This window comes from Carnobacterium alterfunditum DSM 5972 (assembly GCF_000744115.1).
GTDB lineage: Bacteria > Bacillota > Bacilli > Lactobacillales > Carnobacteriaceae > Carnobacterium_B > Carnobacterium_B alterfunditum.
Window position 1 is genome coordinate 189,234 of sequence record NZ_JQLG01000004.1, and the last position, 21,664, is coordinate 210,897.

The 21,664-nt window shown below is 37.4% G+C and carries 20 protein-coding genes and 1 tRNA gene; 8 read left to right on the forward strand and 13 right to left on the reverse strand.

The genetic code is table 11. The features are described 5' to 3' along the window. Positions 1–27: 27 nt before the first annotated feature. The 3 genes from BR50_RS01460 to BR50_RS01470 are packed head-to-tail and all read right to left on the reverse strand — an operon-like array spanning position 28 to position 3,509. The gene (locus tag BR50_RS01460) at positions 28–960 is read right to left on the reverse strand and encodes a glycosyltransferase (protein ID WP_034545460.1); all 933 of its coding nucleotides are present in this window, start codon (positions 958–960) and stop codon (positions 28–30) included. A 29-nt stretch (positions 961–989) separates the two neighbouring features. Continuing rightward, complete coding sequence (locus BR50_RS01465) at positions 990–2,411, reverse strand: lipopolysaccharide biosynthesis protein (protein ID WP_245792803.1); 1,422 nt, start codon at positions 2,409–2,411, stop codon at positions 990–992. Positions 2,412–2,450: 39 nt separating this feature from the next. Continuing rightward, positions 2,451–3,509 (reverse strand): glycosyltransferase, encoded by a 1,059-nt coding sequence (locus BR50_RS01470; RefSeq protein WP_034545465.1) that lies wholly within the window; start codon positions 3,507–3,509, stop codon positions 2,451–2,453. Positions 3,510–3,730: 221 nt separating this feature from the next. Between BR50_RS01470 and galE the strand changes: the two genes are divergently transcribed. Beyond that, entirely contained in the window at positions 3,731–4,741 is a 1,011-nt protein-coding gene (galE, locus tag BR50_RS01475) for a UDP-glucose 4-epimerase GalE (protein ID WP_034545467.1), read from the forward strand. Between the two features lie 592 nt (positions 4,742–5,333). On the opposite strand, the gene BR50_RS01480 is transcribed toward galE, so the two are convergent. From BR50_RS01480 to map, 4 genes are all read right to left on the reverse strand, one after another. Next, a complete protein-coding gene (locus tag BR50_RS01480; protein ID WP_034545470.1) occupies positions 5,334–6,266 on the reverse strand; it encodes a YihY/virulence factor BrkB family protein in 933 nt (310 codons plus the stop codon). Between the two features lie 85 nt (positions 6,267–6,351). Then, positions 6,352–7,395 carry an acyltransferase gene (locus tag BR50_RS01485; protein ID WP_034545472.1) on the reverse strand — a complete coding sequence of 348 codons (1,044 nt, stop codon included), beginning with the start codon at positions 7,393–7,395 and terminating at the stop codon, positions 6,352–6,354. A gap of 149 nt (positions 7,396–7,544) precedes the next feature. Further along, positions 7,545–8,528: a serine hydrolase gene (locus BR50_RS01490; protein WP_170206173.1), complete on the reverse strand. Its 984-nt coding sequence runs from the start codon at positions 8,526–8,528 to the stop codon at positions 7,545–7,547. Between the two features lie 241 nt (positions 8,529–8,769). Further along, a complete protein-coding gene (map, locus tag BR50_RS01495) occupies positions 8,770–9,525 on the reverse strand; it encodes a type I methionyl aminopeptidase (protein ID WP_034545478.1) in 756 nt (251 codons plus the stop codon). 270 nt (positions 9,526–9,795) lie between these two features. On the opposite strand from map, the gene BR50_RS01500 reads away from it, so the two are divergent. From BR50_RS01500 to BR50_RS01515, 4 genes are all read left to right on the forward strand, one after another. Then, a complete protein-coding gene (locus BR50_RS01500; protein WP_034545480.1) occupies positions 9,796–10,704 on the forward strand; it encodes an RluA family pseudouridine synthase in 909 nt (302 codons plus the stop codon). Between the two features lie 80 nt (positions 10,705–10,784). After that, complete coding sequence (locus tag BR50_RS01505) at positions 10,785–11,525, forward strand: WecB/TagA/CpsF family glycosyltransferase (protein ID WP_034545482.1); 741 nt, start codon at positions 10,785–10,787, stop codon at positions 11,523–11,525. 84 nt (positions 11,526–11,609) lie between these two features. Beyond that, the gene (locus BR50_RS01510) at positions 11,610–12,698 is read left to right on the forward strand and encodes a glycosyltransferase (protein ID WP_034545484.1); all 1,089 of its coding nucleotides are present in this window, start codon (positions 11,610–11,612) and stop codon (positions 12,696–12,698) included. Positions 12,699–12,803: 105 nt separating this feature from the next. Further along, positions 12,804–13,262: a flavodoxin gene (locus tag BR50_RS01515; RefSeq protein ID WP_034545486.1), complete on the forward strand. Its 459-nt coding sequence runs from the start codon at positions 12,804–12,806 to the stop codon at positions 13,260–13,262. Positions 13,263–13,662: 400 nt separating this feature from the next. On the opposite strand, the gene BR50_RS01520 is transcribed toward BR50_RS01515, so the two are convergent. After that, a complete protein-coding gene (locus BR50_RS01520) occupies positions 13,663–14,220 on the reverse strand; it encodes a TetR/AcrR family transcriptional regulator (protein WP_034545489.1) in 558 nt (185 codons plus the stop codon). A gap of 547 nt (positions 14,221–14,767) precedes the next feature. Here BR50_RS01520 and BR50_RS01525 point away from each other — a divergent pair. After that, positions 14,768–16,006, forward strand: coding sequence for an aminopeptidase (locus BR50_RS01525; RefSeq protein WP_034545492.1), 1,239 nt, complete (start codon positions 14,768–14,770; stop codon positions 16,004–16,006). A 125-nt stretch (positions 16,007–16,131) separates the two neighbouring features. Here the strand turns inward: BR50_RS01525 and BR50_RS01530 are convergent, their stop codons facing one another. Further along, on the reverse strand, positions 16,132–17,013 hold the full coding sequence (locus tag BR50_RS01530; RefSeq protein WP_034545494.1) for a hypothetical protein: 882 nt from the start codon (positions 17,011–17,013) through the stop codon (positions 16,132–16,134). Positions 17,014–17,333: 320 nt separating this feature from the next. Between BR50_RS01530 and BR50_RS01535 the strand changes: the two genes are divergently transcribed. After that, entirely contained in the window at positions 17,334–17,966 is a 633-nt protein-coding gene (locus BR50_RS01535; RefSeq protein WP_034545497.1) for a TetR/AcrR family transcriptional regulator, read from the forward strand. 118 nt (positions 17,967–18,084) lie between these two features. After that, positions 18,085–18,158, forward strand: a tRNA-Arg gene (locus BR50_RS01540). Positions 18,159–18,273: 115 nt separating this feature from the next. Here BR50_RS01540 and BR50_RS01545 read toward each other — a convergent pair. The 4 genes from BR50_RS01545 to BR50_RS01560 are packed head-to-tail and all read right to left on the reverse strand — an operon-like array spanning position 18,274 to position 21,453. Continuing rightward, entirely contained in the window at positions 18,274–19,530 is a 1,257-nt protein-coding gene (locus tag BR50_RS01545; RefSeq protein WP_034545499.1) for a hypothetical protein, read from the reverse strand. 15 nt (positions 19,531–19,545) lie between these two features. Next, the gene (locus tag BR50_RS01550; protein WP_034545502.1) at positions 19,546–20,379 is read right to left on the reverse strand and encodes a hypothetical protein; all 834 of its coding nucleotides are present in this window, start codon (positions 20,377–20,379) and stop codon (positions 19,546–19,548) included. Beyond that, complete coding sequence (locus tag BR50_RS01555; RefSeq protein WP_034545505.1) at positions 20,376–21,065, reverse strand: ATP-binding cassette domain-containing protein; 690 nt, start codon at positions 21,063–21,065, stop codon at positions 20,376–20,378. Before BR50_RS01555 ends, BR50_RS01550 begins: the two co-directional genes overlap by 4 nt. Before the next feature lies 1 nt (position 21,066). Continuing rightward, a complete protein-coding gene (locus BR50_RS01560) occupies positions 21,067–21,453 on the reverse strand; it encodes a GntR family transcriptional regulator (RefSeq protein WP_034545508.1) in 387 nt (128 codons plus the stop codon). Positions 21,454–21,664: the final 211 nt, after the last annotated feature.

Genomic DNA, 21,664 nt, shown 5'->3' on the forward strand with positions numbered 1-21,664 from the left:
AAACCTCCAAAACAGATAATCATATTTTTAAACAGATAATTTACCGATGATTTTTTTTATAGAAAGATAAGCTTTATCTGTTATAGTAATGCCCTTTAAATCTTTTATTTTATTTTCTTTTTCAATTTTGTTGACATTGCTATTTTTCAACCCTGAATAAATCGATAGAATTTGTCTTTTGATCAATTTTTTTTGTTCTTTAGAATAAATTTTATTCAGGTACATTTTTTCTAATTCTTTAAAAATAATCAGATAAGACTCAAACGTTTGTTTTAATCTTTCTTGGCTTTGATCCGTCATAATCGAATTTTCACGGTATCTTCTATTGTAGTAAAAAGCATTTGCATAAATCATTGAGCGACTATTTAAAAAAACTTGCGTGGTAAACAGTTCATCTTCATGCAAGATGCCTTCATAGAAAGACAGATTATTTTGTTCAATGACTTCTCTTTTCACCATATATAAATATACCGGTGAAGCAAATGTCCGGCTATTTACTTCGAAACGGTCATCGGTATACTTTACGCCTTCTTGCAGCCGATGACTGAAATCATAGTTATTTTGTTTGATTGGTTCATTTAGTCCGTCTAAAAAGGCTCTGCCGTTAAAGCGGATAAGATCTGTATGATTTTTTTTCATTAAATCAACCAGATTTCCGATTGCCGTTAAAGCTAAATAATCATCTGAATCAACAAATAGCACATACTTCCCACATGCTGCTCTTAGCCCTGTGTTTCGTGCTCCTGAAAGACCTGTATTTACTTGTTCAATTAGCTGAACTCTACTGTCGGACAGATATGGTCTCACTTTTTGATTACTTTCATCGGTACTTCCGTCATCAATTATGATGATCTGCAGTTCTTGGTAAGTTTGTTTTACAATCGAATCTAAACACTCGTCGATATACCTGTCAACATTGTAAACAGGTACGATCACTGACACTAAAGGGTCTTGCTGCATGCTTTTCTTCCTCTCCAAACGGGTATTGTCTATTTCTTCTTAATGACTTCGGTTAACAATTTCATTTGCCCTGTAAGGATCAGTCCTATTGCAAATAGAATTACAAAGACGATACCATTGATCATAAGGTTTATAAAACTTGAAAACGGGAAACGTGGTATGATCAAAAAAAACACAACTTGGATCAAGGCCATAATAGCGGGTTTACCTAAAGCTTTTCCAATCTCACTAAAGTTTGATTTAAATAACTTGTACATCAATAAGTAATTTGTTTGAATGAAGTTTATCGTGAATGCTAGGATAACCATCCAAGCTACGGATTCGATCCTACCAGCTAATATACCAATCACGATAGCTGTAACAGTAACCACTGCGGATAACACACCAGAAAGCAATAATAAATCTGTCCGATTAGCAGATTGGAAAATAGCTCCAGTACTGCTTAATATCATTTGGATCCAAACCGATAACGCTAAAATTTGGAACGTTACGACACTTCCACCCCATTGATCGCCAAACAAAAATAAAATAATATCACTGGAATGAAAGACTAAAAAGACCGATAACGGCAAGCCGATCGTGGCTAATATGGTTGTAATTTTTAAATAAACCGATTTTATTTTTGCTAGATTCGTTTCATAGTTAGACATGATCGGTTGGATCACCGGTGAAATGACATTCGTTAAAATTTGATTGGGGTATAACGACACTTGATAAGCTTTGTCATAAAAAGCCAAAGAACTCGTTGAAAGATACCTTCCAATCAATATGTTATCTAAATTCCTTGAAAAATAATTGATGAAATTGAATAGAAATTGATTTTTTGAGAAACTAAAGATTTTTTTCAATGGCTCTTGGTCTATTTTTAAATCAGGCGTTAAATCTGTTTTTAGATAGAAAACAATAAACAATAAGGCCGCTTTGACTGTATTGCTGATAATCAACGAATAATAGCTGAAGCCATTTATGGCAAGTACGATCGACACCACACCTGCTGCAACGTTAGCCAGTACCGTTACCATATTCACCGTACTGAATTTTTTATCTCTTAATAACATCGATTGAGGTACAACTAGAATCCCATAGAAGAAGACACAAAAAGCTAACACGATACTGATTGGTTTATAAACCTCATTATTATAAAAAGCACTGATTGGATAGCCTAGAAACACAAATACGATTCCTAAAAACAAGGCTAAGTAGAGCGAAAACCCAAAAATGCTATTGATTTCCTGTTTCGACAATGTTTTATTTTGGATGATTGCCGGACCAATCCCAAAATCAGCTAACATTTGGAAAAAAATCAAAAAGACATTTACCACTGCAACTATGCCATACTCTTCCGGAGTTAATATTCTGGATAGCACTGCAGTGACCAGTAATTGGATCACAACATTGGAATATTTTCCTAGTGCACTGTAAAAAATGCCTTTTTTGAATTCATCAGCCATCCCCATAATGCTCCATCAACTCCTTTGTTACTAGATTGGCTAACCGAATTTCTTTTTGATTGCTTTAAAACTTTTTTGAAATTTCTTTCCGACCGTCACTCTCAACTGCATCACTTTTATGGCCGCTGCGTATTTTTCGTATCTTAAGAGTAGGATCAGAATTTTTACAAATGTGTTTTTTTCTTTTTCGGTCTCTATTTCAGAAATAGCTTGCTTGATTTTAGGATTTTCCATTAAAGCTTCAATGTGTTCCTCTTTTTCAGGACCCGTCAGCGGGCAATCTTCCCAAGCTAAATTGCTCAATTCTAAGTACAGTGCACCCCAATAGTGTTGGTTCACTAAATCGTGGTACTTTTCTTCTTTCTTCCAATAGACCATCCACTCTTCAAACTGATCAGCAATAGTGTATTCATAAAAAAAGCGTTCTTTACGGTAGCGATTGACCGCAGACCCTTCCCGGAAAACATAATGGTAATAAGCTTTTGGCTGATAATAAATCGTTGCTGCATCAAATCCTGCTCGTTGATTAAATAAAGCGTCCTGCCCTACTTTTTGATTGGTAAAACGGCAGTTGTGTTGTTTTAAAAAAGCATGGTTGAATAGTTTGTTCCATAAAGCATAAGGAGATAATGCATAATGGTCTCTAAAATTGTCTCTGAATGCTTCTTGTTCTAAGCGCCCAATTAATTTAGGCAATTTTTCAGTTGTTGTGACTTTGTCTTCTTTATCTACGATTTCATCGAAGTACCCAAACACTACTATATCGGCAGTCGATTCTGTTGCTTTGGCAACCGTTTCTTCAATCAGATTTGCTTCAAAGTAATCATCTGGGTCAGCGAAATAGATATACTCCCCAGTTGCCTGATCTAATCCTGCATTTCTGGCAAAACCTGAGCCGACATTTTTTTGATGGATGACAATAATACGCGAATCTTTTAAGCAATATTGGTCACATAGTGCTCCCGATCCATCAGTTGAACCATCGTCAACTAAAATAATTTCGATGTTTGTATAGGTTTGTTTTAAGGCGCACTGGATCGCTTTCTCCAGCTGCTCAGCAACATTGTAGATAGGCATAATAATTGATACTTTACTCATCGTTATACCCCTTTCACTTTCATTAATGCAATGACTTGACTATTATAGCATAATCAAATGACTGAAACATTACAGTTTCCTAAAGACTTTTCTCGTTTTCAGCCTTGAAGCTTTAACAATTTCAAACGTTTTTGCGTTGACTTATTTTCATTCAATGAGTAGACTTAAACTTATCAGATAGAATGATTGAAATTAAAAATTCGAGAAAAAGAGGGATGAAAATGGCTATTTTAGTAACAGGCGGCGCCGGATACATCGGCAGCCACACAACTGTAGAATTATTGAACGCCGGACATGATGTTGTCATCGTAGATAATTTTTCAAACAGCAAACCTGAAGTATTAAATCGAATCAAAGAAATTTCCGGAAAAACGTTCTCTTTTTATGAAGTAGATGTCTTAAATAAACCAGATTTAGAAGCAGTCTTTAAAATCCATGACATAGAAGCAGTCATTCATTTTGCCGGCTACAAAGCTGTTGGTGAATCCGTTAGCCAACCGTTAAAATACTACCACAACAATTTGACTAGTACCTTTGTTCTTGCTGAATTAATGGAAGCTTACAATGTTAAAAAATTAGTTTTCAGTTCTTCTGCTACCGTTTATGGAATGGACAATGTTTCTCCATTGACTGAAGACCTGCCTTTAAGCACCACAAATCCTTATGGCACAACAAAAATGATGATTGAACAGATCTTGCAAGATGTCTATGCTGCAGATCCTTCTTGGAGCATTGCCTTGTTGCGTTACTTCAACCCAATCGGTGCGCATGAAAGCGGACGAATTGGAGAAGATCCAAACGGTATCCCAAATAACTTGATGCCTTATATCACGCAAGTAGCTGTAGGTAAACGTGCTCAATTGAGTGTCTTTGGCGGTGACTATGATACTCCAGACGGTACTGGTGTGCGTGACTACATTCATGTAGTCGATTTAGCTAAGGGTCATTTAAAAGCAGTTGAAAAGATTCTTGCTTCAGAAGGCATCGAAGCTTACAATCTTGGAACCGGAAAAGGCTATAGCGTAATAGATGTTGTGACAAATTTTGAAAATGCTACTGGCAAGAAAGTTCCTTACACGATCACCGATAGACGTCCTGGCGACATTGCTACTTGCTATTCGGATGCATCAAAAGCTGCTCAAGAATTAGGTTGGCGCGCTGAACATACGTTAGAAGATATGTGCCGTGATTCTTGGAAATGGCAAGAAAACAATCCAAACGGATACGAATAAAATAAGATTAAATAAAGGCCTTATCTAAAAAAATTCATGCCCTCTTTTGATGATCTAGTTCATCAGAAGTGGACATGAATTTTTTTGTTTGTTTTTTAGCGATTTTGATTGCATAGTGCACCCCACTCTTTCGTGAACTGACCCTTCATAGAACAGTAGTCCCAAAAAACAGCACCACACATTCGTACAAGGACTCTCCACCGAAATGTGAGACAAAAAAAGGTGGTCACTTATTCGTCAATGTTGGTTTCACGTAGAAGTAGCACAAAAACAAAAGGATTTATCATCTTTGGTGTTGCTAGATTAGGTACATCACCTACTTGGAAATTTCTGCAGGAATAGGATTGCTTGTAGCCTAAAATGAAGCACTGTGGGCAAATAACGCCCAAGTGTATCATGTTTGTAAGCTGCTAAAGCAGCAACAACCATGACAACTTTCTTTTAGGCTTCAGGCGATCCAATGGCTCTCCACAAGCAAACCCGTTATTCCGGAAGAAATTTCTCTTTAAAGCACAAACAACCGAAAAAGATTCACTCTCCCATTGGGAAAGTGAATCTTTTTGTGCAACTTGTTCTTATCTTAGGTTTTTCTTTATCGTCTAAAAATAGTTTTTACTTTAGCTCGGATATAGTTTCCGATGCGCGATGGAGCAGCTTCATTGAGCGTACCTGTTTGATAGACTTCAATAGCGGCATTGATCACCGCACCCGCAGTCATCAATGCTCCAATGACCTGTAGCCAAATCAACATGATCATAAACGTTCCGATCGTTCCGTAACTTTGTGCACCAACAGCAAAATATTCAACGTATACCGCAAATCCTTGAGAAACCAGCATCCAGCCAATAGTTGAGAATGCTGCTCCAGGCAAAACGCTCTTGAAAGCTATTTTTGCATGAGGGACAAAGAAATACAACACACAAAAAATAATAAACAGTACGATCATAGTGACCGGCCACCTTAAACTTTGAAATGTCTCACCAATCGTTGCAGGTATGTCAATGATTGGGGTAATGTATTCTAATATCAATTGTCCAAACCCAAAAATAATTACGATTGCCATGATGCTAAAAATCATCAGTGTCGTTAAGATCAGTGAAAATAATCTAATGATCACGATATTTCTTCTAGGCTCTGCACCGTAAGCTTTATTCATGCTCACTTGCATCGCAGTCATTCCTCGACTGGCTGACCATAAGGCTCCAATCGCCGCAATAGACAAGATCCCACCACTGCTGCGTGTAAACCAATTCTTCAACAACTCTTCAACTTGAGCAAAAAAATAACTTGGCACAGCTTTTTCAATGTACGGCAATAATTCTGTCGCATCTAAACGTAAGTAGGGCAATACGTTTCCGATCACAACGATAATCGGGAAAATGGACAATAAAAAATAATAACTGATGATCGCTCCGGAATTCCAAACTTCAGCTTCCCGGTATTTCTGGATCAAAATCATACTAAATTTTTTAACTTCTTCTTTTTTATTTAATTCTGCCTTACCTAATTGATCATCTTTTGACATATTCAAACCCCTTTTTCAAAACCAATTACCATTATACCGATTTAAATCAAAAAAATAAAACACTTATTTAATAAAAATAAGTGTTTTATAGAATAAATCGTTTGATGAATGGCAACTGAGCTATTCCTTTGATACAGATGTAACTGATACAAAAAACTAGTAGCGTCAAAATTGGTACCGAGAGGATCGGTGTACTAAACAAAGTTGTTGCTCCTACCTCCCATAAAAGGAAAATAATCAGCACATGTACCAAATAGATCCCAAATGAATAAGCGGAGAGGTCTAATAGTATCCGTTTGAATTTAGCCGAAACATGTTTTGGATTTAATTTTTCTTTTGCCAATAGAAAAGCAGCTATACTCATCAAGAACACATTAGGTGTCAAGTATTCGTAAGGAACATCGTAATGTTTCCCTTGTTTTAGAGACTCTACACCCGTCATTACAATGGTACTTATCAAACCGGCTGCTCCTAACAGATAAATGGCTCTCTTCACCCATTTGCTTAAATCATAGTGTGCTAGAAAATAACCCGCGAAGAAATAACCGACATAACCAAAAGTGATATCCAAGTTGATGCCTCTTTCAGCAAAGGTCACCGTTGAACTGACGGGAAATTCATGGTAAGTTGGCAGGATAAATCCGATATAAAAACAAAAAGCAATCAGATAAAGGATCATTTTTTTATCCTCAGCGATCTTTCGCAAAAAAGGAATCATGACATAAATTTCAATCATCCGAAAAAGAAACCACAAATGAAAATGCCCTTCTTTAAATGCTTCAAACATCACTCCCCATACCTCTGAGTTAAATGTTCGGTATTCATTCCAAGTAAAAATCACAGCATATAGAGCTGACCAAAAAATAAAAGCTGTTACCAGTCGAAAAACATTTTTTTTATAGAATTTTCTAATTGAAAAAGCTTTTTTCGGATCTAAAAAAAAGATTCCGCTCATCATAAAAAATAACGGTACACTCATACGCGCAAAACTATCGAACACATTCAGTACTTGCCATTGGTAGGAATCGATTGCATACAAATCAAAATCACGTGAGATAATATGAATGGCGATCACTAAAAAAGTGGCTGCTACCCTTAGAATATCAGCGTAAATAACTCTTTCTTTCATAAATACCGCTCCTTTTCTTTATCCAGTATACCCAAAAATCCGGAAACAACTAAACTTTCGCAGTTGTTTTCGAATTTATTCAACTTTTTTAATTTTTAAAACCTGTTAAGATCATATACTTTATTAGTTAACTTGCCTAATGTAGTTTTTTATTGTGCAGATAGATAATCCATGATAGATTGACCCATTTCAATAAAAAATGGTGTAGCTTCATCATATGCATAGGTCCACCCATCGCTCATAACAACGACTATATAGTCTTGCCCATCTGAGTCTGTAATGATACCTGCATCATGGGAGACACTGTCTAAGACACCTGTTTTATGTGCAAACGTGACATCGTCAGCTAATCCGGTATTGAGAGCATAAACTAACTGCTGATCAGCCAATAACCCCATAAAATAATCGGTTGATGTTTTGGACAATAATGTACCATCCATTAAACGGTTCAGCAAGTCAGCGACATTCCCAGGCGTCGTCTGTAGCGTTCCTCTTGAAATGACGCCATTTTCATTAGACGTATTAAACGTTGTTTCAGTGAAACCATTTTCTTGAACAAACTTTTCTATCACATCCCAACCAAGCCTATTTGCAAGTGCTATAGCTGTTTGATTTGAAGACACGGTTATGGTCTCTCTCAAATAATCATCGATCGTTGCCATAGTCTGCTCATTGATCGTTGTGTCCAGTGATAAATTGCCTTCATCTACTTCTGTTAGTACTGCGTATGTTACATATAACTTATATAAGCTGGCACTTGTAAAAACAGTATCCGCGTTTACTTCAATCTTCTCATCGGTTGCTTTATTGAGTAGAACCAGTCCAACATTGCCTGGAGAAGTAGCATTCAGTTCTAAAGTCTCATCCATTAAGGCTTGTCCTGCATCAGTCGTCTTATCTACTTTCTCCACTTTTTCTTCCTTTTCGGAAACTTCGACCTCTGTATCTTTTTCAGAAACTTTTTTGGATTCCATTTCTACTTGCTGGCTTTCCGTATTCGTTTTCGTTGTATCTTGTTCTTTATTAACGGTAGTGATCCATACTAGAGCTACAATAAAAACAGCAATAATAGCGAGTGCTATCGTCACTTTCTTTTTCAACTCTCTTCTTTTCTTTTGCTTAACAATTACCACTCCAGTCAATACCATTTCGGTGCATTTAATTCACTATCTCTTTAAGTTAGTCAAGTATAGTTAAAAACGGTATTTATTGATAGTGCAATTAAACAATTCTAATCCTTTATTTATTCTCAACTTTACATCTTAGACAACTAAAGAGCCCTAACTAAACTTCGAATAAAGTTCAGATAGGGCTCTTTAGTTTTTTGGTTTGCCAACTAATTAGTGATTCTCGTTAGTCGCTATAGTTTGAAAATCAACTTTTTTGCTCGGTCAAGATTCTTGGACCATTTTTAGTGATTGCTAATGTGTGTTCGAATTGACAGCTGATGCCGCCATCTTTGGTGCGGGCTGTCCAGCCGTTGCCATCCATTTTAGATTTCCACGTTCCGGTGTTGACCATTGGTTCGATCGTGATCACCATACCTTCTTTTAAACGAAGACCTTTACCGGCTTCTCCATAATGAGGGACTGATGGTGCTTCATGCATCGTGGGTCCAATACCGTGTCCAATAAATTCGCGGACTACTGAAAAACCTTCTCCTTCAACGTACGTTTGGATAGCATGACCGATATCGCCAATGCGGTTTCCAACTTGTGCTTGTTCGATCCCTAGATAAAGAGCTTTTTTAGTGACTTCCATCAATTTTTCTGTTTCAGGAGTTCCTTCGCCAACAATATAGCTCCAACAAGAATCCGACATAGCGCCTTTTAAGTTAACGACCATATCGACTTTAATCAAGTCGCCATTTTTCAAAACTTTTTTCTTGCTTGGGAAGCCATGACAGATTTCATCGTTGACGCTGACGCAAGTAGCATATTCGTATCCTTCGAACCCGATTTGTTCAGCAATACCGCCATGGTCTTCAATGTATTTCTGTGCAAATGCGTTGATTTCCCAGCTCGTAATACCTGGTTTAATGATATCTCTTAAAGCAACATGAACATTGGCCAATAATGCGCCTGATTCTTCCATTGCATCAATTTCGCGTTGTGATTTTAGTGTAATCAATTTCCGTTCCTCTTTTCTATTGAATCGTGCAAGTTTATTTTTTTCTCTCCGGTTTATTATAAGCTTTATTTTTGAAATTGTGAACCATTCTGGCGAATCTTTAACCTGTATCCCCTTTTTTCTGTCATTGGTTGAACAAAATCGTTCTTTTTTGATTGATTCATCCTTTAAAGGGCTTTCTATTTGAAATTTTCTTACTTTAGGGTTATTTTTGTCCCTTTTTCCGTTATACTCTACTAAAAGAACATTTAATGAAAGTGAGTGGTTTTAATGGCTAAAAAAATAACTTATACACCTAAAAAGAATACTAATAATCAACTCTATACAGTGACTGAACCGATGGAATTATTGCCTTTCCTAATAAGCATCATGCCACATACAAGCCGTAATTCGGTAAAATCGATTTTAACAAGAGGTCAAGTGACCGTCGATGGAAAATTGATCAAGAAACACAATCATCCTTTACTGCCGGGCCAAGTTATCGCGATCCAATCCAATAAAGCGGCAATCAAAGAAACGGCTCTTGTTGGGATGACGATCATTTATGAAGATGATGCTATTATCGTCATCGATAAGGAAGCCGGATTGTTATCGATCGCTGCCAAGTTTGCTCAAGAATTGACTGCACATCGTCAATTGATCAATTATGTCAAACAAGAAGATCACAACAACCGCATTTACGTGGTCCATCGTTTAGACCGTGATACTTCTGGTGTAATGGTTTTTGCAAAAACCGAACAGATCAAACAAGACATGCAAGAAAATTGGCGTGAAATCGTCAAAGAACGGATCTATACAGTGCTAGTCGAAGGTGTAGTTGCTGAAGAAGAAGGCACGATCAAAACGTGGTTGACTGAAAGCAAATCGATGAAGGTCCATTCAGCTACTTACGATAACGGCGGAAAATTGGCGATCACTCACTATAAAAAAATCCGTAACAATGAAGATTTCACCTTATTAGAAGCCCGTTTAGAAACTGGCCGCAAAAATCAAATAAGAGTCCACATGGAAACTCTTGGTCACCCCGTTGCAGGCGATAAAAAATATGGTGCAACTTCTAATCCATTAAAACGCTTAGGCTTGCATGCAACTACTTTAGCTTTGATACACCCGACCAGTAAAGAATTGGTCCGGTTTCATTCTAAAGTACCAAAAGTATTCTTGATGTATTCAAAATAAGCTTTATCTCTTCTATAGTTCAATGGTATGATAACTAAAATGTTTAGTTTAGTAAAAGGGTTTAAGGATGGTTGGCAATTATGGAGCATAAAAAAGTATCAGTATTAGGAGTAGCTTTTGACAATCAAACAAAAGAAACATTCCTTGAAGAATTAATAGAGCGAGTTGATCACAACCAAAAATCGTTTGTGGTTACCGCTAATCCGGAAATCGTTATGTACGCAAAAAAAAATCCAGCTTATATGTCGCTTATAAATAAAGCAGACTACGTTATCGCTGATGGGATCGGCATTATAAAAGGATCAAAAATGCTAGGAACTCCGATCGTTGAACGGGTCGCAGGATATGACTTGATGTTGGCTTTGCTTGAAGAAGCTAATGTTAAGGGCAGTCGCGTTTATCTATTGGGTGCTAAAGAAGATGTTTTACAAAGTACGGTAGCTAAAGTTCAAAAGTTCTACCCTTCAATCGATCTTGTTGGAGCAAGAAACGGCTACTTTGATTTGTCTGACGCTTCGATCATTGAATCAGTTCAAGCAACGCAACCTGACATGGTCTTTGTCGCTATCGGTTATCCGAGACAAGAACAATGGATCCATCAATACTTATCTACCGCTTCAAAAGGTTTGTTAATGGGTGTGGGCGGCAGTTTTGATGTGCTTTCTGGGAAATCAAAACGTGCACCAAAAATCTTTATCCAATTGAATAGTGAATGGTTGTATCGTTTGATCAAACAGCCGCTTAGATTTAAACGGATGATGGCACTGCCTCAATTCCTAAGAGAAGTAAACCGCGAAAAGAAACACATCTATAAAAAATAAGTCAAAAAGGCTGAACAGATTCTGTTCAGTTTTTTTGACAGCTTTTTATCGGAAGAAACAATCGACAAAGGAGGTCAACTAGTTATGAAAGTGTTGCACATCAATGCAGGTTTAGAAGATGGCGGCGGAAAAAATCATATTCTCTCACTGCTTTCACAATTTGATCCAACAACGGCTGAGCTTTTAGTGATGGAAGACGGTATTATTGCGGAAGAAGCTAAAAGCTTAGGGATCCAGGTACATACTCTTAAACAACAGTCGCGGTATGATCTCTCTATCTTGAAACGATTGACTCAATTCATCAATGACCATGCGTTTGATATCGTCCACACGCATGGGGCACGTGCGAATTTCATCTTCTCGATGATCCGTAAAAAAGTCGCTGTACGATGGCTCATCACCGTTCATAGCGATCCTACACTTGATTTTATGGACAGAGGCATAAAAGGCACGTTGTTCACCAAACTCAATTTAGCTAGTCTAAAAAAAGCGGACCACTTGATCGTGGTGACCGATAGCTTGATGCAGCCGCTGCTTAAATTAGGCATCAGCCCCAAAAAAATGACGATCATTTACAATGGCCTCCAATTCGAACCGAATACAGCTAAGGCTCATGCTAAGAATGACCGCTTCACTTTAACTTGCATCGCTCGTTTGCATCCGATCAAAGGACATGACCTTTTACTAGAAAGTCTGCGCTCTGCTCACTTTACTGATTTCACTTTAAACTTGGTCGGAGATGGAGACTTGAAGGCTTCGCTTGAAAAAAAAGCCCAGCAGCTAAATATACAAGAAAACGTTCATTTTTTAGGATTTTTGAACAAACCGCAAGTAGAAGAAACCATTGCCCATTCAGATATCACTGTTTTAGCATCGTACAATGAAGGATTTCCAATGGTGTTACTGGAATCAGCCAATCAAAAAGTTCCTTTCATTGCCACAGATGTCGGCGATATTTCTCTTTTAGTACCCGATGCAAGCTATGGCTGGTGTGTGCCTGCTAAATCGATTGCGTCGTTATCGGGTGCGCTCAATGAAGCATATACTGCATGGGAGAACAACACCTTAGAGCTTAAAGGTGAACGATTGTATCAGTTGGCTTCCAAACAGTTCTCTCTTGAGCATTTTTATAAACAGACTGTGTCTCTTTATGAAGCGTTAGCCCGCTCTTAATCGATTTTTAAGTGGCTAAACAGATTTCTTTCATTGCAGAACCGGTGTTTCCTTTGGTATACTTTGCTGAGGAAGCACACAAGCGTAGAAAAGGATGCGATAAAAATGGCGAAAGCTTTGATTGTCTTTGCAAGTTTGACTGGTAATACAGAAGAATGTGCCGAAATTGTAAAAGAGGCCTTAGAAAATTTAGGCGTGGATGTTGAAATGGTTGAAAGCATGCAGGCTGAACCAGAAGACTTTCTAGAGGTCGATATGTGCATTATCGGAACGTATACTTATGGGAACGATGCTAATTTACCAGATGAATTCGTCGATTTCTATGAAGAACTGAATGAAATTGATTTAACGGGAAAAGTTTACGGTGCCTTCGGTTCAGGAGATCATTTCTATGATAAGTTTTGTCAATCTGTAGATGATTTTGCTGATAAATTAGCTTCGATCGGTGCTGTTAAAGGTGCTGAAAGTGTCAAAGTCGATTTAGATGCCAATGAAGAAGATAGGTTGAATTTAGAAGCTTTCGCAAAAGCTTTAGTCGACAAAACGGCTGCCTTGTCTCAATAATAGTCAAAAAATCCTCCTCGCTTAAATGGTGAGGGGGATTTTTTAGCTGTATAATTTTTGGTGTTGCTAGATTAATTAAATCACTCACCTAAAATTTCTGGCGGAATAGGCGTTGCTTGTAGCCTAAAATGAAGCACTGTGGGCAAATAACGCCCAAGTGTATCATGTTTGTAAGCTGCTAAAGCAGCAACAACCATGACAACTTTTTTTTAGGCTTCAGGCGCTTCCACGGCTCTCCACAAGCAAACCCGTTATTCCAAAAGTAATTTTCTTTGAAAAACCGACACTATTTATTAAAAAATCGATACAAAGAACAAAAAAAGAATCTTTTCATCAGTTTCCTGATAAGCAGACCCTTTTCCTTATTCTTTGCTGGTTATGTTCCAGCCTCTTTCCTTAGTTAATCCGTATAATCGGGTACTGATTGTTGTAAAGCTTGCTTAATATAATCAGTAACATCTTTTTCGTGGAACTTCAAGAAACCTTGGGCTACCAATACTGCTGTACCGTGGACAGTGATCCAAAGATTTTTAAAGAGTTTTATTTTTTCAGTTTTTGTCAACTCTTTGGTTCCTTCATTTTGCTTGAATAGTTCCATCATCTTATCAGATGAGATAGCATGCATTTGATCTGTATCCATTTGTGATTCAAAGAAAAGTGCTTTAAAAAAGATTGGTTCATCTTTTGCAAAATAAATGTAGTTCAAACACATATTGAGTAATGCCTCTTCTGTGCGTTCTTTTTCATAAATGGTCTCATCGATATAGGTCTTTATTTTAACGACAAGTTCGTGCTTTAAGTCATCCATGCTTTTAAATTCTAAATAAATGGGCTGGGTTGAGCAATCCATTTTTTTAGCAATGTTACGTGCTGTAAAACCTTCAAATCCTTCTGCTTTAACAACTTGGTAGGCTGTTTCCAGAATTTGTGATTTTAAAATCGTCTTTTTTCTAGCCATCTCGGTTCACCTCTTTGTTATCATTTACCATTAATTAGGGGGCAATTGTCCGCTTATCCCTGAATTTCCTATTTTTCATACCCAATAATTTTTGACTTTGTTTTTTACGAGTAGCTGACCAGTATCACCTAGAATTTGAATTTAATGCAAAACAGTATTCGCTTTTATTCGCATCCTTTAAAGAACAACACTGTACCTATTCTATCCGGATTCTCTCTCCAATAACCCTTAATTCATTCTATCACTATTGTGATTAAAAGAGAACTATTTTGTTCTATTTTATAAAAACACTTGTGAGCTATACATTCGGTAAATCAGATTGGTACACCTATCTTCCCAACTTTAAAGACTACTGCAAAACACGAACTTTATTTGTTGTCAATTTTTTTTTGAATTTCTTTTAAAAAAAGCGAGTGAAATTGTTTCTCGCTCTTTCATATGCTATTATTGTTTAGTAAGAGTTTGAGACAAAACGAACTGAAAGAGCTACTTATAACTTTCGTTTTTTTGTTTTAGCCTCATTTCGTATCTCTAGGAGGAAAAAAATATGGTATTGCCAAATTTTGAAGAAAATTTACAAAAATATGCTCATTTATTAGTTAAATCGGGTGTAAATGTTACAAAAGGACACACTGTTGTCTTACAAATCGATGTCGATCAAGCACCATTGGCTCGTTTGATCACAAAAGAAGCTTATGCATTTGGTGCAACAGAAGTCATTGTGAAATGGGCAGATGACATCGTGAACCGTGAACAATTTATCGGAACACCTCAAGAGCGCTTAACGGATATTCCACAATACAAAATCGATGAATCATTAGACCAAATCGCTAAAGGAGCTAGCCGTATCAGCGTTCGTTCTTCTGATCCTGATGCACTATCTGGCGTAGACAGCGACAAGATCGCTGCGTACCAATCTGCCGCTGGTAAAGCGCTGAGTGAACAACGCAAAGCTACTCAAGCTAATAAAGTGAGTTGGACCGTTGCTGCAGCTGCCGGTGCTAAATGGGCTGCCAAAGTATTCCCAGCTCTAACAACGGAAGAAGAACAAATTGATGCGTTATGGGATGCTATCTTTAAAGCCGTCAACCTTTATGATGCTGACCCTGTTGCGTCTTGGGCTAAAAAAGATATTACCCTAAATGAAAAAGCTGAAGAACTAAATAAAGAACAATTTATCGCATTGCATTATACCGCTCCTGGTACTGATTTAACCGTTGGTCTGCCAGAAGGTCACCTTTGGGAAGGGGCCGGCAGCGACAATGTCCGTGGCGAACGTTTCATGGCTAATATGCCGACTGAAGAAGTCTTCACCGCTCCTGACGCAAATCGTGTCGATGGTGTAGTTCGCAGCACTAAACCGTTAAGCTATGCTGGGAATACCATTTTAAATATGGCATTCACCTTTAAAGATGGCAAAGTTGTAGATGTTACGGCTGAACAAGGCGAAGATGTTTTGAAGAACCTGATCGCGACAGACGAAGGAGCTGCACGTTTAGGTGAAGTTGCCTTAGTTCCAGATCCTTCTCCTATCTCTCAATCCGGTATCGTTTTTTACAATACATTATTTGACGAAAATGCTTCAAATCACTTAGCATTAGGTTCTGCTTACGCTTTTAACTTAGTTGGTGGAACAGAAATGACCGAAGAAGAATTAAAAGCAGCTGGTTTAAACCGCTCAACTGTCCACGTCGACTTCATGATCGGTTCTGACCAAATGGACGTCGATGGTATCCGCAAAGACGGCAGCAAAGTCCCAGTATTCCGTAATGGCGATTGGGCTTAGTCTTCTAGTCTGAAAAAATGATCAGGTCTTGGATTTTCTAATCTATAATTGTAGTTTTTACTTCCGCTAAAGCAAAAGAAGAATGACTCGGCTGTTGCCGAGTCATTCTTCTTTTGCTTATTTTTTTAATCATTGTCTATCAAACAAACGATTTTACCCCGAACGCGTTTCTCTTCTATTAGGACTTGTGTGATTTTAAAATTGACTTGGTCGCCTTCTCTTACTGCTAGATGGAGCGGAATAGAGCAGAGTGCATCTAAATTTGGTGCGATCCTAACAAAGATGCCCCATTTTTTGATATTTCTAACGTTTCCCAAAACGATTTTATCAGGTTCTAAATTCGCTAATGAAACGGATACTTCATTTTTATATTTCTTAAGTGGTTCTACGCGTAAGTTTTTATTATCAGTGATCCGATTAAACCTGACTTCTATCGAATCGCCGATAGTTAAAATATCGCTTATCGTTGTATGATCTTCAGCGAAATCTTTATTGAGCATTTGGACAGAGATATTTCCGATAACAAAATAAGCTCCATAACGCAAATTTTTAGTTAATTTAGCCTGAAAAATTTCCCCCTCTTCTAGTTGCTTATGTAGTTTATCGAATTCTCTTTCTTTTATTTTTTTTGTCGAACCGAACAATCTACCTTTTGTTTCATTTACTTCAATCAACTGAAATTGGATCGTTTCACCTACAAAACGCAGCAAAGGCAGTTGTTGCACTTTAAATTCTAGCTCTTCCCGCACAATAAAAACGGGTAATCCTTTTACTTCTAGCGTCACACTATCGCTAGCTAATTCTTCATCATATTGAGACGATAGAACTATACCTGTTAATTCAGTTTCTTTATTGATCATCTCATAAAATGCATTATAGTCTATTTTTGGATCTACTTCATGATCAAGAAAAACGTCCCCACTTTTTTCCAAAACAGCGGCATCCGTTGGAACAACTTCTTTATTTTGAACCCTGATCCATCTTTTCACTAATTTCCTTATTCCCATATTTTCCTTCCCACTCCTTAGAAATACTGACCAATATGTTCTTATAATTCAATTATAGCATATGTTTTTTAATTATTACGTACTTTTTTGGATCCTTTGCTTTTTTTGGGCCCTTTCATCAGGAAAAATATGAACAAATACTTACAAATAAGCGACTTGTCACTAAATGTCCACTTATTATTTTAGCAAATCTTATCTTTTCAATCTTCTTTTACTGTATACTACTAGTTATAAATATATATTTCTTGCTTTTTAATAGTTCGCTCAACATACATGGCTATCAATCTATTCAGTTTATTCTGATACGGGGAGGAATCTTTATGCGACAAGAAGAGGTAATCGATATACGCATTACACGAAGTAAAAAAGCCATATCTGATGCTCTCGTTGAATTAATAGAAGAGAAAGATTTCAAAACCATTACGATCACAGATATCGTCAATCAAGCTGGAGTGAATCGAGGAACTTTTTATAAACACTATGCTTATAAAGAAGATATTCTAAAGGAAATACAAGATGATTGTTTAGAAAAGTTTGCTGTTATGCTGAAAAATAACTATCAGGAAGTCTGCTACTCGAACTTAAAAACATTTCCTTTATCGGATGCTATTTTCACTTTTACCTATGCTCATCGTAATTATTTTCATTTTGCCGTTCATCATGCCGGTTTTTTAAACTTCCATTTGCAGTTCTCTGCAGTCCTAAAAGAATTCCTGATAGCAAAATTTTTCCCAACTGCCCGCTACTCACTAGAATCGCAAAACCTTCTAGGTGCATATATTGCAAATGGTATATACGGCTATTTAGTGGAATGGGATGAAAAAAATTACACTTCTTCGCCTGCTGAAATGGCCCAACAACTGACCAATATTTTTCTTTTAGACCGCAGCATTGTTAGTTTGCCCGTTCCGGAGCTCTCAGCGGATAAGGAAACGGTTGAAGAGACTCATTAAATCGCAGGTTTTTGAATGTGTAACCAATGATTGTGTTTTCTAGAGATCTATCTAATTTTTAATTTTTACAGGTAGACATTTATTTTAAACTATGAGAAAATAGAACCTGTGTTGAAGAGGTCCTATAGCTCAGGTGGATAGAGCAAACGTTTCCTAAACGTTAGGTCGGGAGTTCAAATCTCTCTAGGATCATCTGGTCAGAACAATTAAATATTTGACCCCAAAATAATATTCAAAAAAGAAGAACGGCCTTCCTTTCCATTTTACGAATGGGAAAGAGGTCGCTCTTCTTTTTTACTGTCTGCTATTAGTATTGAAATAAAATGCCGTAAAGGCCAAGCTCATCTCTTTTAACTGATTTACTGGCTTTCTCATCTATTGCACCTTCAAGAACCAGTTCTCCAGATCGACTATCAAAAGTCATGATCTGCATATCTTTGTCTGATGCATTAGAACTGCTTACAAAGAAAGCAAGGCCCTCATTTATTTGCATAGTCATACCCTCTTTTAAAGCTTTTTTTTGGGTCTTTGATAATGCAACAGATTCAACTTCAGTCAGTTCTTTTTGGTCCAACTGATACGCATAAATCGATAGACTAGTCTCATTGATTTTATATGTATACAAAGTCATGTTTTCAAGCGGCAGCGTATCTCCTAGTCCTTGACTGCCTACTTCTTTTGAAATATCAATCAAAAATTGTTCTCCTGTTTCTACATTCACCCCTATCAGACCATATACGGGCGGAGCTATTTCTTGCTCTCCTTGATTGATTTCCATTTCGATCTGCGTATCCTCTAGCACTACACGGTAAACTAAAAATTTCGCTGAAGCGATATCCGTTGCTTCATTGATCAATTCAACATATTGGACCTGCTTACCTGTTACATCTACTAGATCCAACTGGATTTTTTCGTCTTTTTCAATTTTTTCATTTGGTAGATCGATCGAATACAAATGCTGCTCATCTTGCATATCGTCTTTATTTGATGCGTAACCGTTTGTCACAACGATCAGTTTATTGTTTGCTACTTGAACATCTTCGACATAGATAGATACGTATTCAGTTGTTTTTGGAAAATCAACTGAATATGAAAGAACTTCCTCAGTCTTTTTATTTAATACTTCGATTTTGAATTCAGACTCTTCAGTAACGGATGAGAAGCGATTCGTCGTTATCTCCGCATAAGCTAAAATCGATTCATCTTCAAAAAAATTAGTTAAAAAATAATTTTTCCCTCGCATAAAGCTGCGGTACTTTTTTTGTAGCTGAGTCATTTTTTTATTGGCACTCACACTGCCTTGCAGTTGGTTCTGATAAGGCTGATTCGAGTAATAGGTCGTACCCTCTGGTGTGATTTCCAGATCTGTTCCTATCCCAAATAAATTATTTTCATGGTAATACCCTTCTATCGTCATATCCTCGATCAGTTCTTGATTACCTTTTTTTTCTGAAATCGTAAATTCCGGCTTTGTCTCTGCCGTAAAAATAGGTTGAATATAATAAATTCCAATCGTCAGAACGACTAATACTGCTATAACACTCAATTTTCCATAACGTTTCATCTTCTTCGCCTCCTTTTAAACCGTTACTCTTTTATGCAACAAGTAGTGACTTACCCAACTACTGATTGCTATTACGAGTATTCCTAAAACCACCTCTATGACAAGGATTTCACCTGGATAAAGCCAATCAAAGCCGAAGAACTCTCTGGCAATGACTGGTGATCCAAACAAGAGAAACAAGGTCCCTCCAAAAATCAGTCCCATTATCAGCCCTTTTAAACGAAAACTTCTTTCGAATAATATGGCCGTGAAACTTAAGAAAAGCAACGTGAACCCAACACCATAATAGCTGACAAATGATACAAATGATTTCGGTAAAAGGATCGAAAGATACAGCGATACTTCAATTATTTGTCGAACCGACAGATCCAGTCTAAACTCGCTTGCAACAAGCACTTCTAATAATTGGCTTTCAATCAGTAATAAAATAAGTTGTATCGAAACAAGTCCAAAAATCATCAAGGCAATCGTCGTTAATTTGGACCAAAAAATAGTCATACGGGAGGTTGGCAGCATCAATAACCGGTAGATAAACGTATTCTTCCCCATCCACTCGACATACCAGATAAAGAAACTATAAAATAATATCGCCGTTATACAGATGACGATCGGCAAGTAAAACCAGACATTATTGACGACTTCGAACATGCTTATTTCACCCGTTTCACTTAAAAACTGTGCTTTAGGGATCTTATTTTGATAGAGAGCTTCATTCAATTGATTTATGTACCCTCTGGATGCTGCAAAAACGGCAATCAACTGCGATACGACCGTCATCCCGATCAATACAGCATATAATTTTGCACAGCGGTTAAATTCAAAATTCACTAGTTTCAAGTACGTTTTCATGGTTGGAACACCTCTCTCATCACATCAACAACCGATTTTCCTTCCTCTTCACGAACTTGCTCTGCATTGAATTCCCGCAAGACTAGTCCCTCATCAATCAGCACGACTTTATCGATCAAATGTTCAATATCGTTGATTTCATGTGTCGTAATGATCACGCCGCGATCTTCAATCAAGTGACTAGTAAAAACAGCCGCAATTTGTTCTCGGCTAAATATATCGATACCTGAAAAAGGTTCATCCATCAACAAATAATCGACATCTAAAGCTAGCCCCAGCAGCAAATTCACCTTGGCTGTGTTTCCCTTAGAAAGCGAAGAGATCTTATCCTCTTTTGCTAGTTTGAAAAAGCCTAGTAATTCATCGGCTCGCTTTTGATTCCATGTTTGATAAAAATCGTTCATGAATTGCATAGCCTGTTCGATCCTGAATTCTGGCAGCATCGTCATCGTATCGGGAATGAGAGTGATTTTGTCATAACTATTTTTACTGATCTTTTCACCATCAATCAAGATCTCCCCGCTATTCATGGGAGTTAGGTTCATGATAGCGTTCAGTATCGTGGTTTTTCCACCACCGTTGATGCCGATAATACAAGTGATCTCACCCTTATCAGCAGTAAATGAAATACCCTTTAAAACCTTTTTTCGGCCAAATTTTTTCGTCAACTCTTTTACTTGGATCATTTTACTCCTCCTTTTCTCCTACAACTCCACCAACATACTTCTCTTTGATCAATCCAATGACTTTATCAAGCGGAACTCGGATCGGACGTATGGCCGAAATAAACGAGGAGATCGCTTCTTCTAACAGTTCATCTTGAACAGTACCCAAAATAGTTTGATTTCTTGTGATCCTGCTGGGTGAATTGCTCTCGGTATGGATCAAGCCTTGTCCCTCCATCTCTTTATAAGCTCGCTGAGCAGTGTTGGGATTGATCTTCAATTGATTAGCCAGTTCTCGTCTAGATGGAACTTCTTGACCAGGCACTAGTACTCCTGCTGCAATCTCTTCTTTAAAATGACGCACGACTTGCTCATAAAGCGGATCGCGTTTATTAAAATTTACGTTCATAACAGCCTCCTGTTTCTCTATATTTTCCTCTGACTGTATTAACTGTTTAATACACACTAAATAAAAAAAAGGCGTACAAACTACTTAGCACACTTCTTCTGTATTATATGATTCATACACTTTGCTGTCAATAAGTTTTCAATATTTAGAGCGTTCACTTTTAGTAAAAGTGAGCGCTCTAAACTGCTGTGATCGTCATTTCTGCTTATAA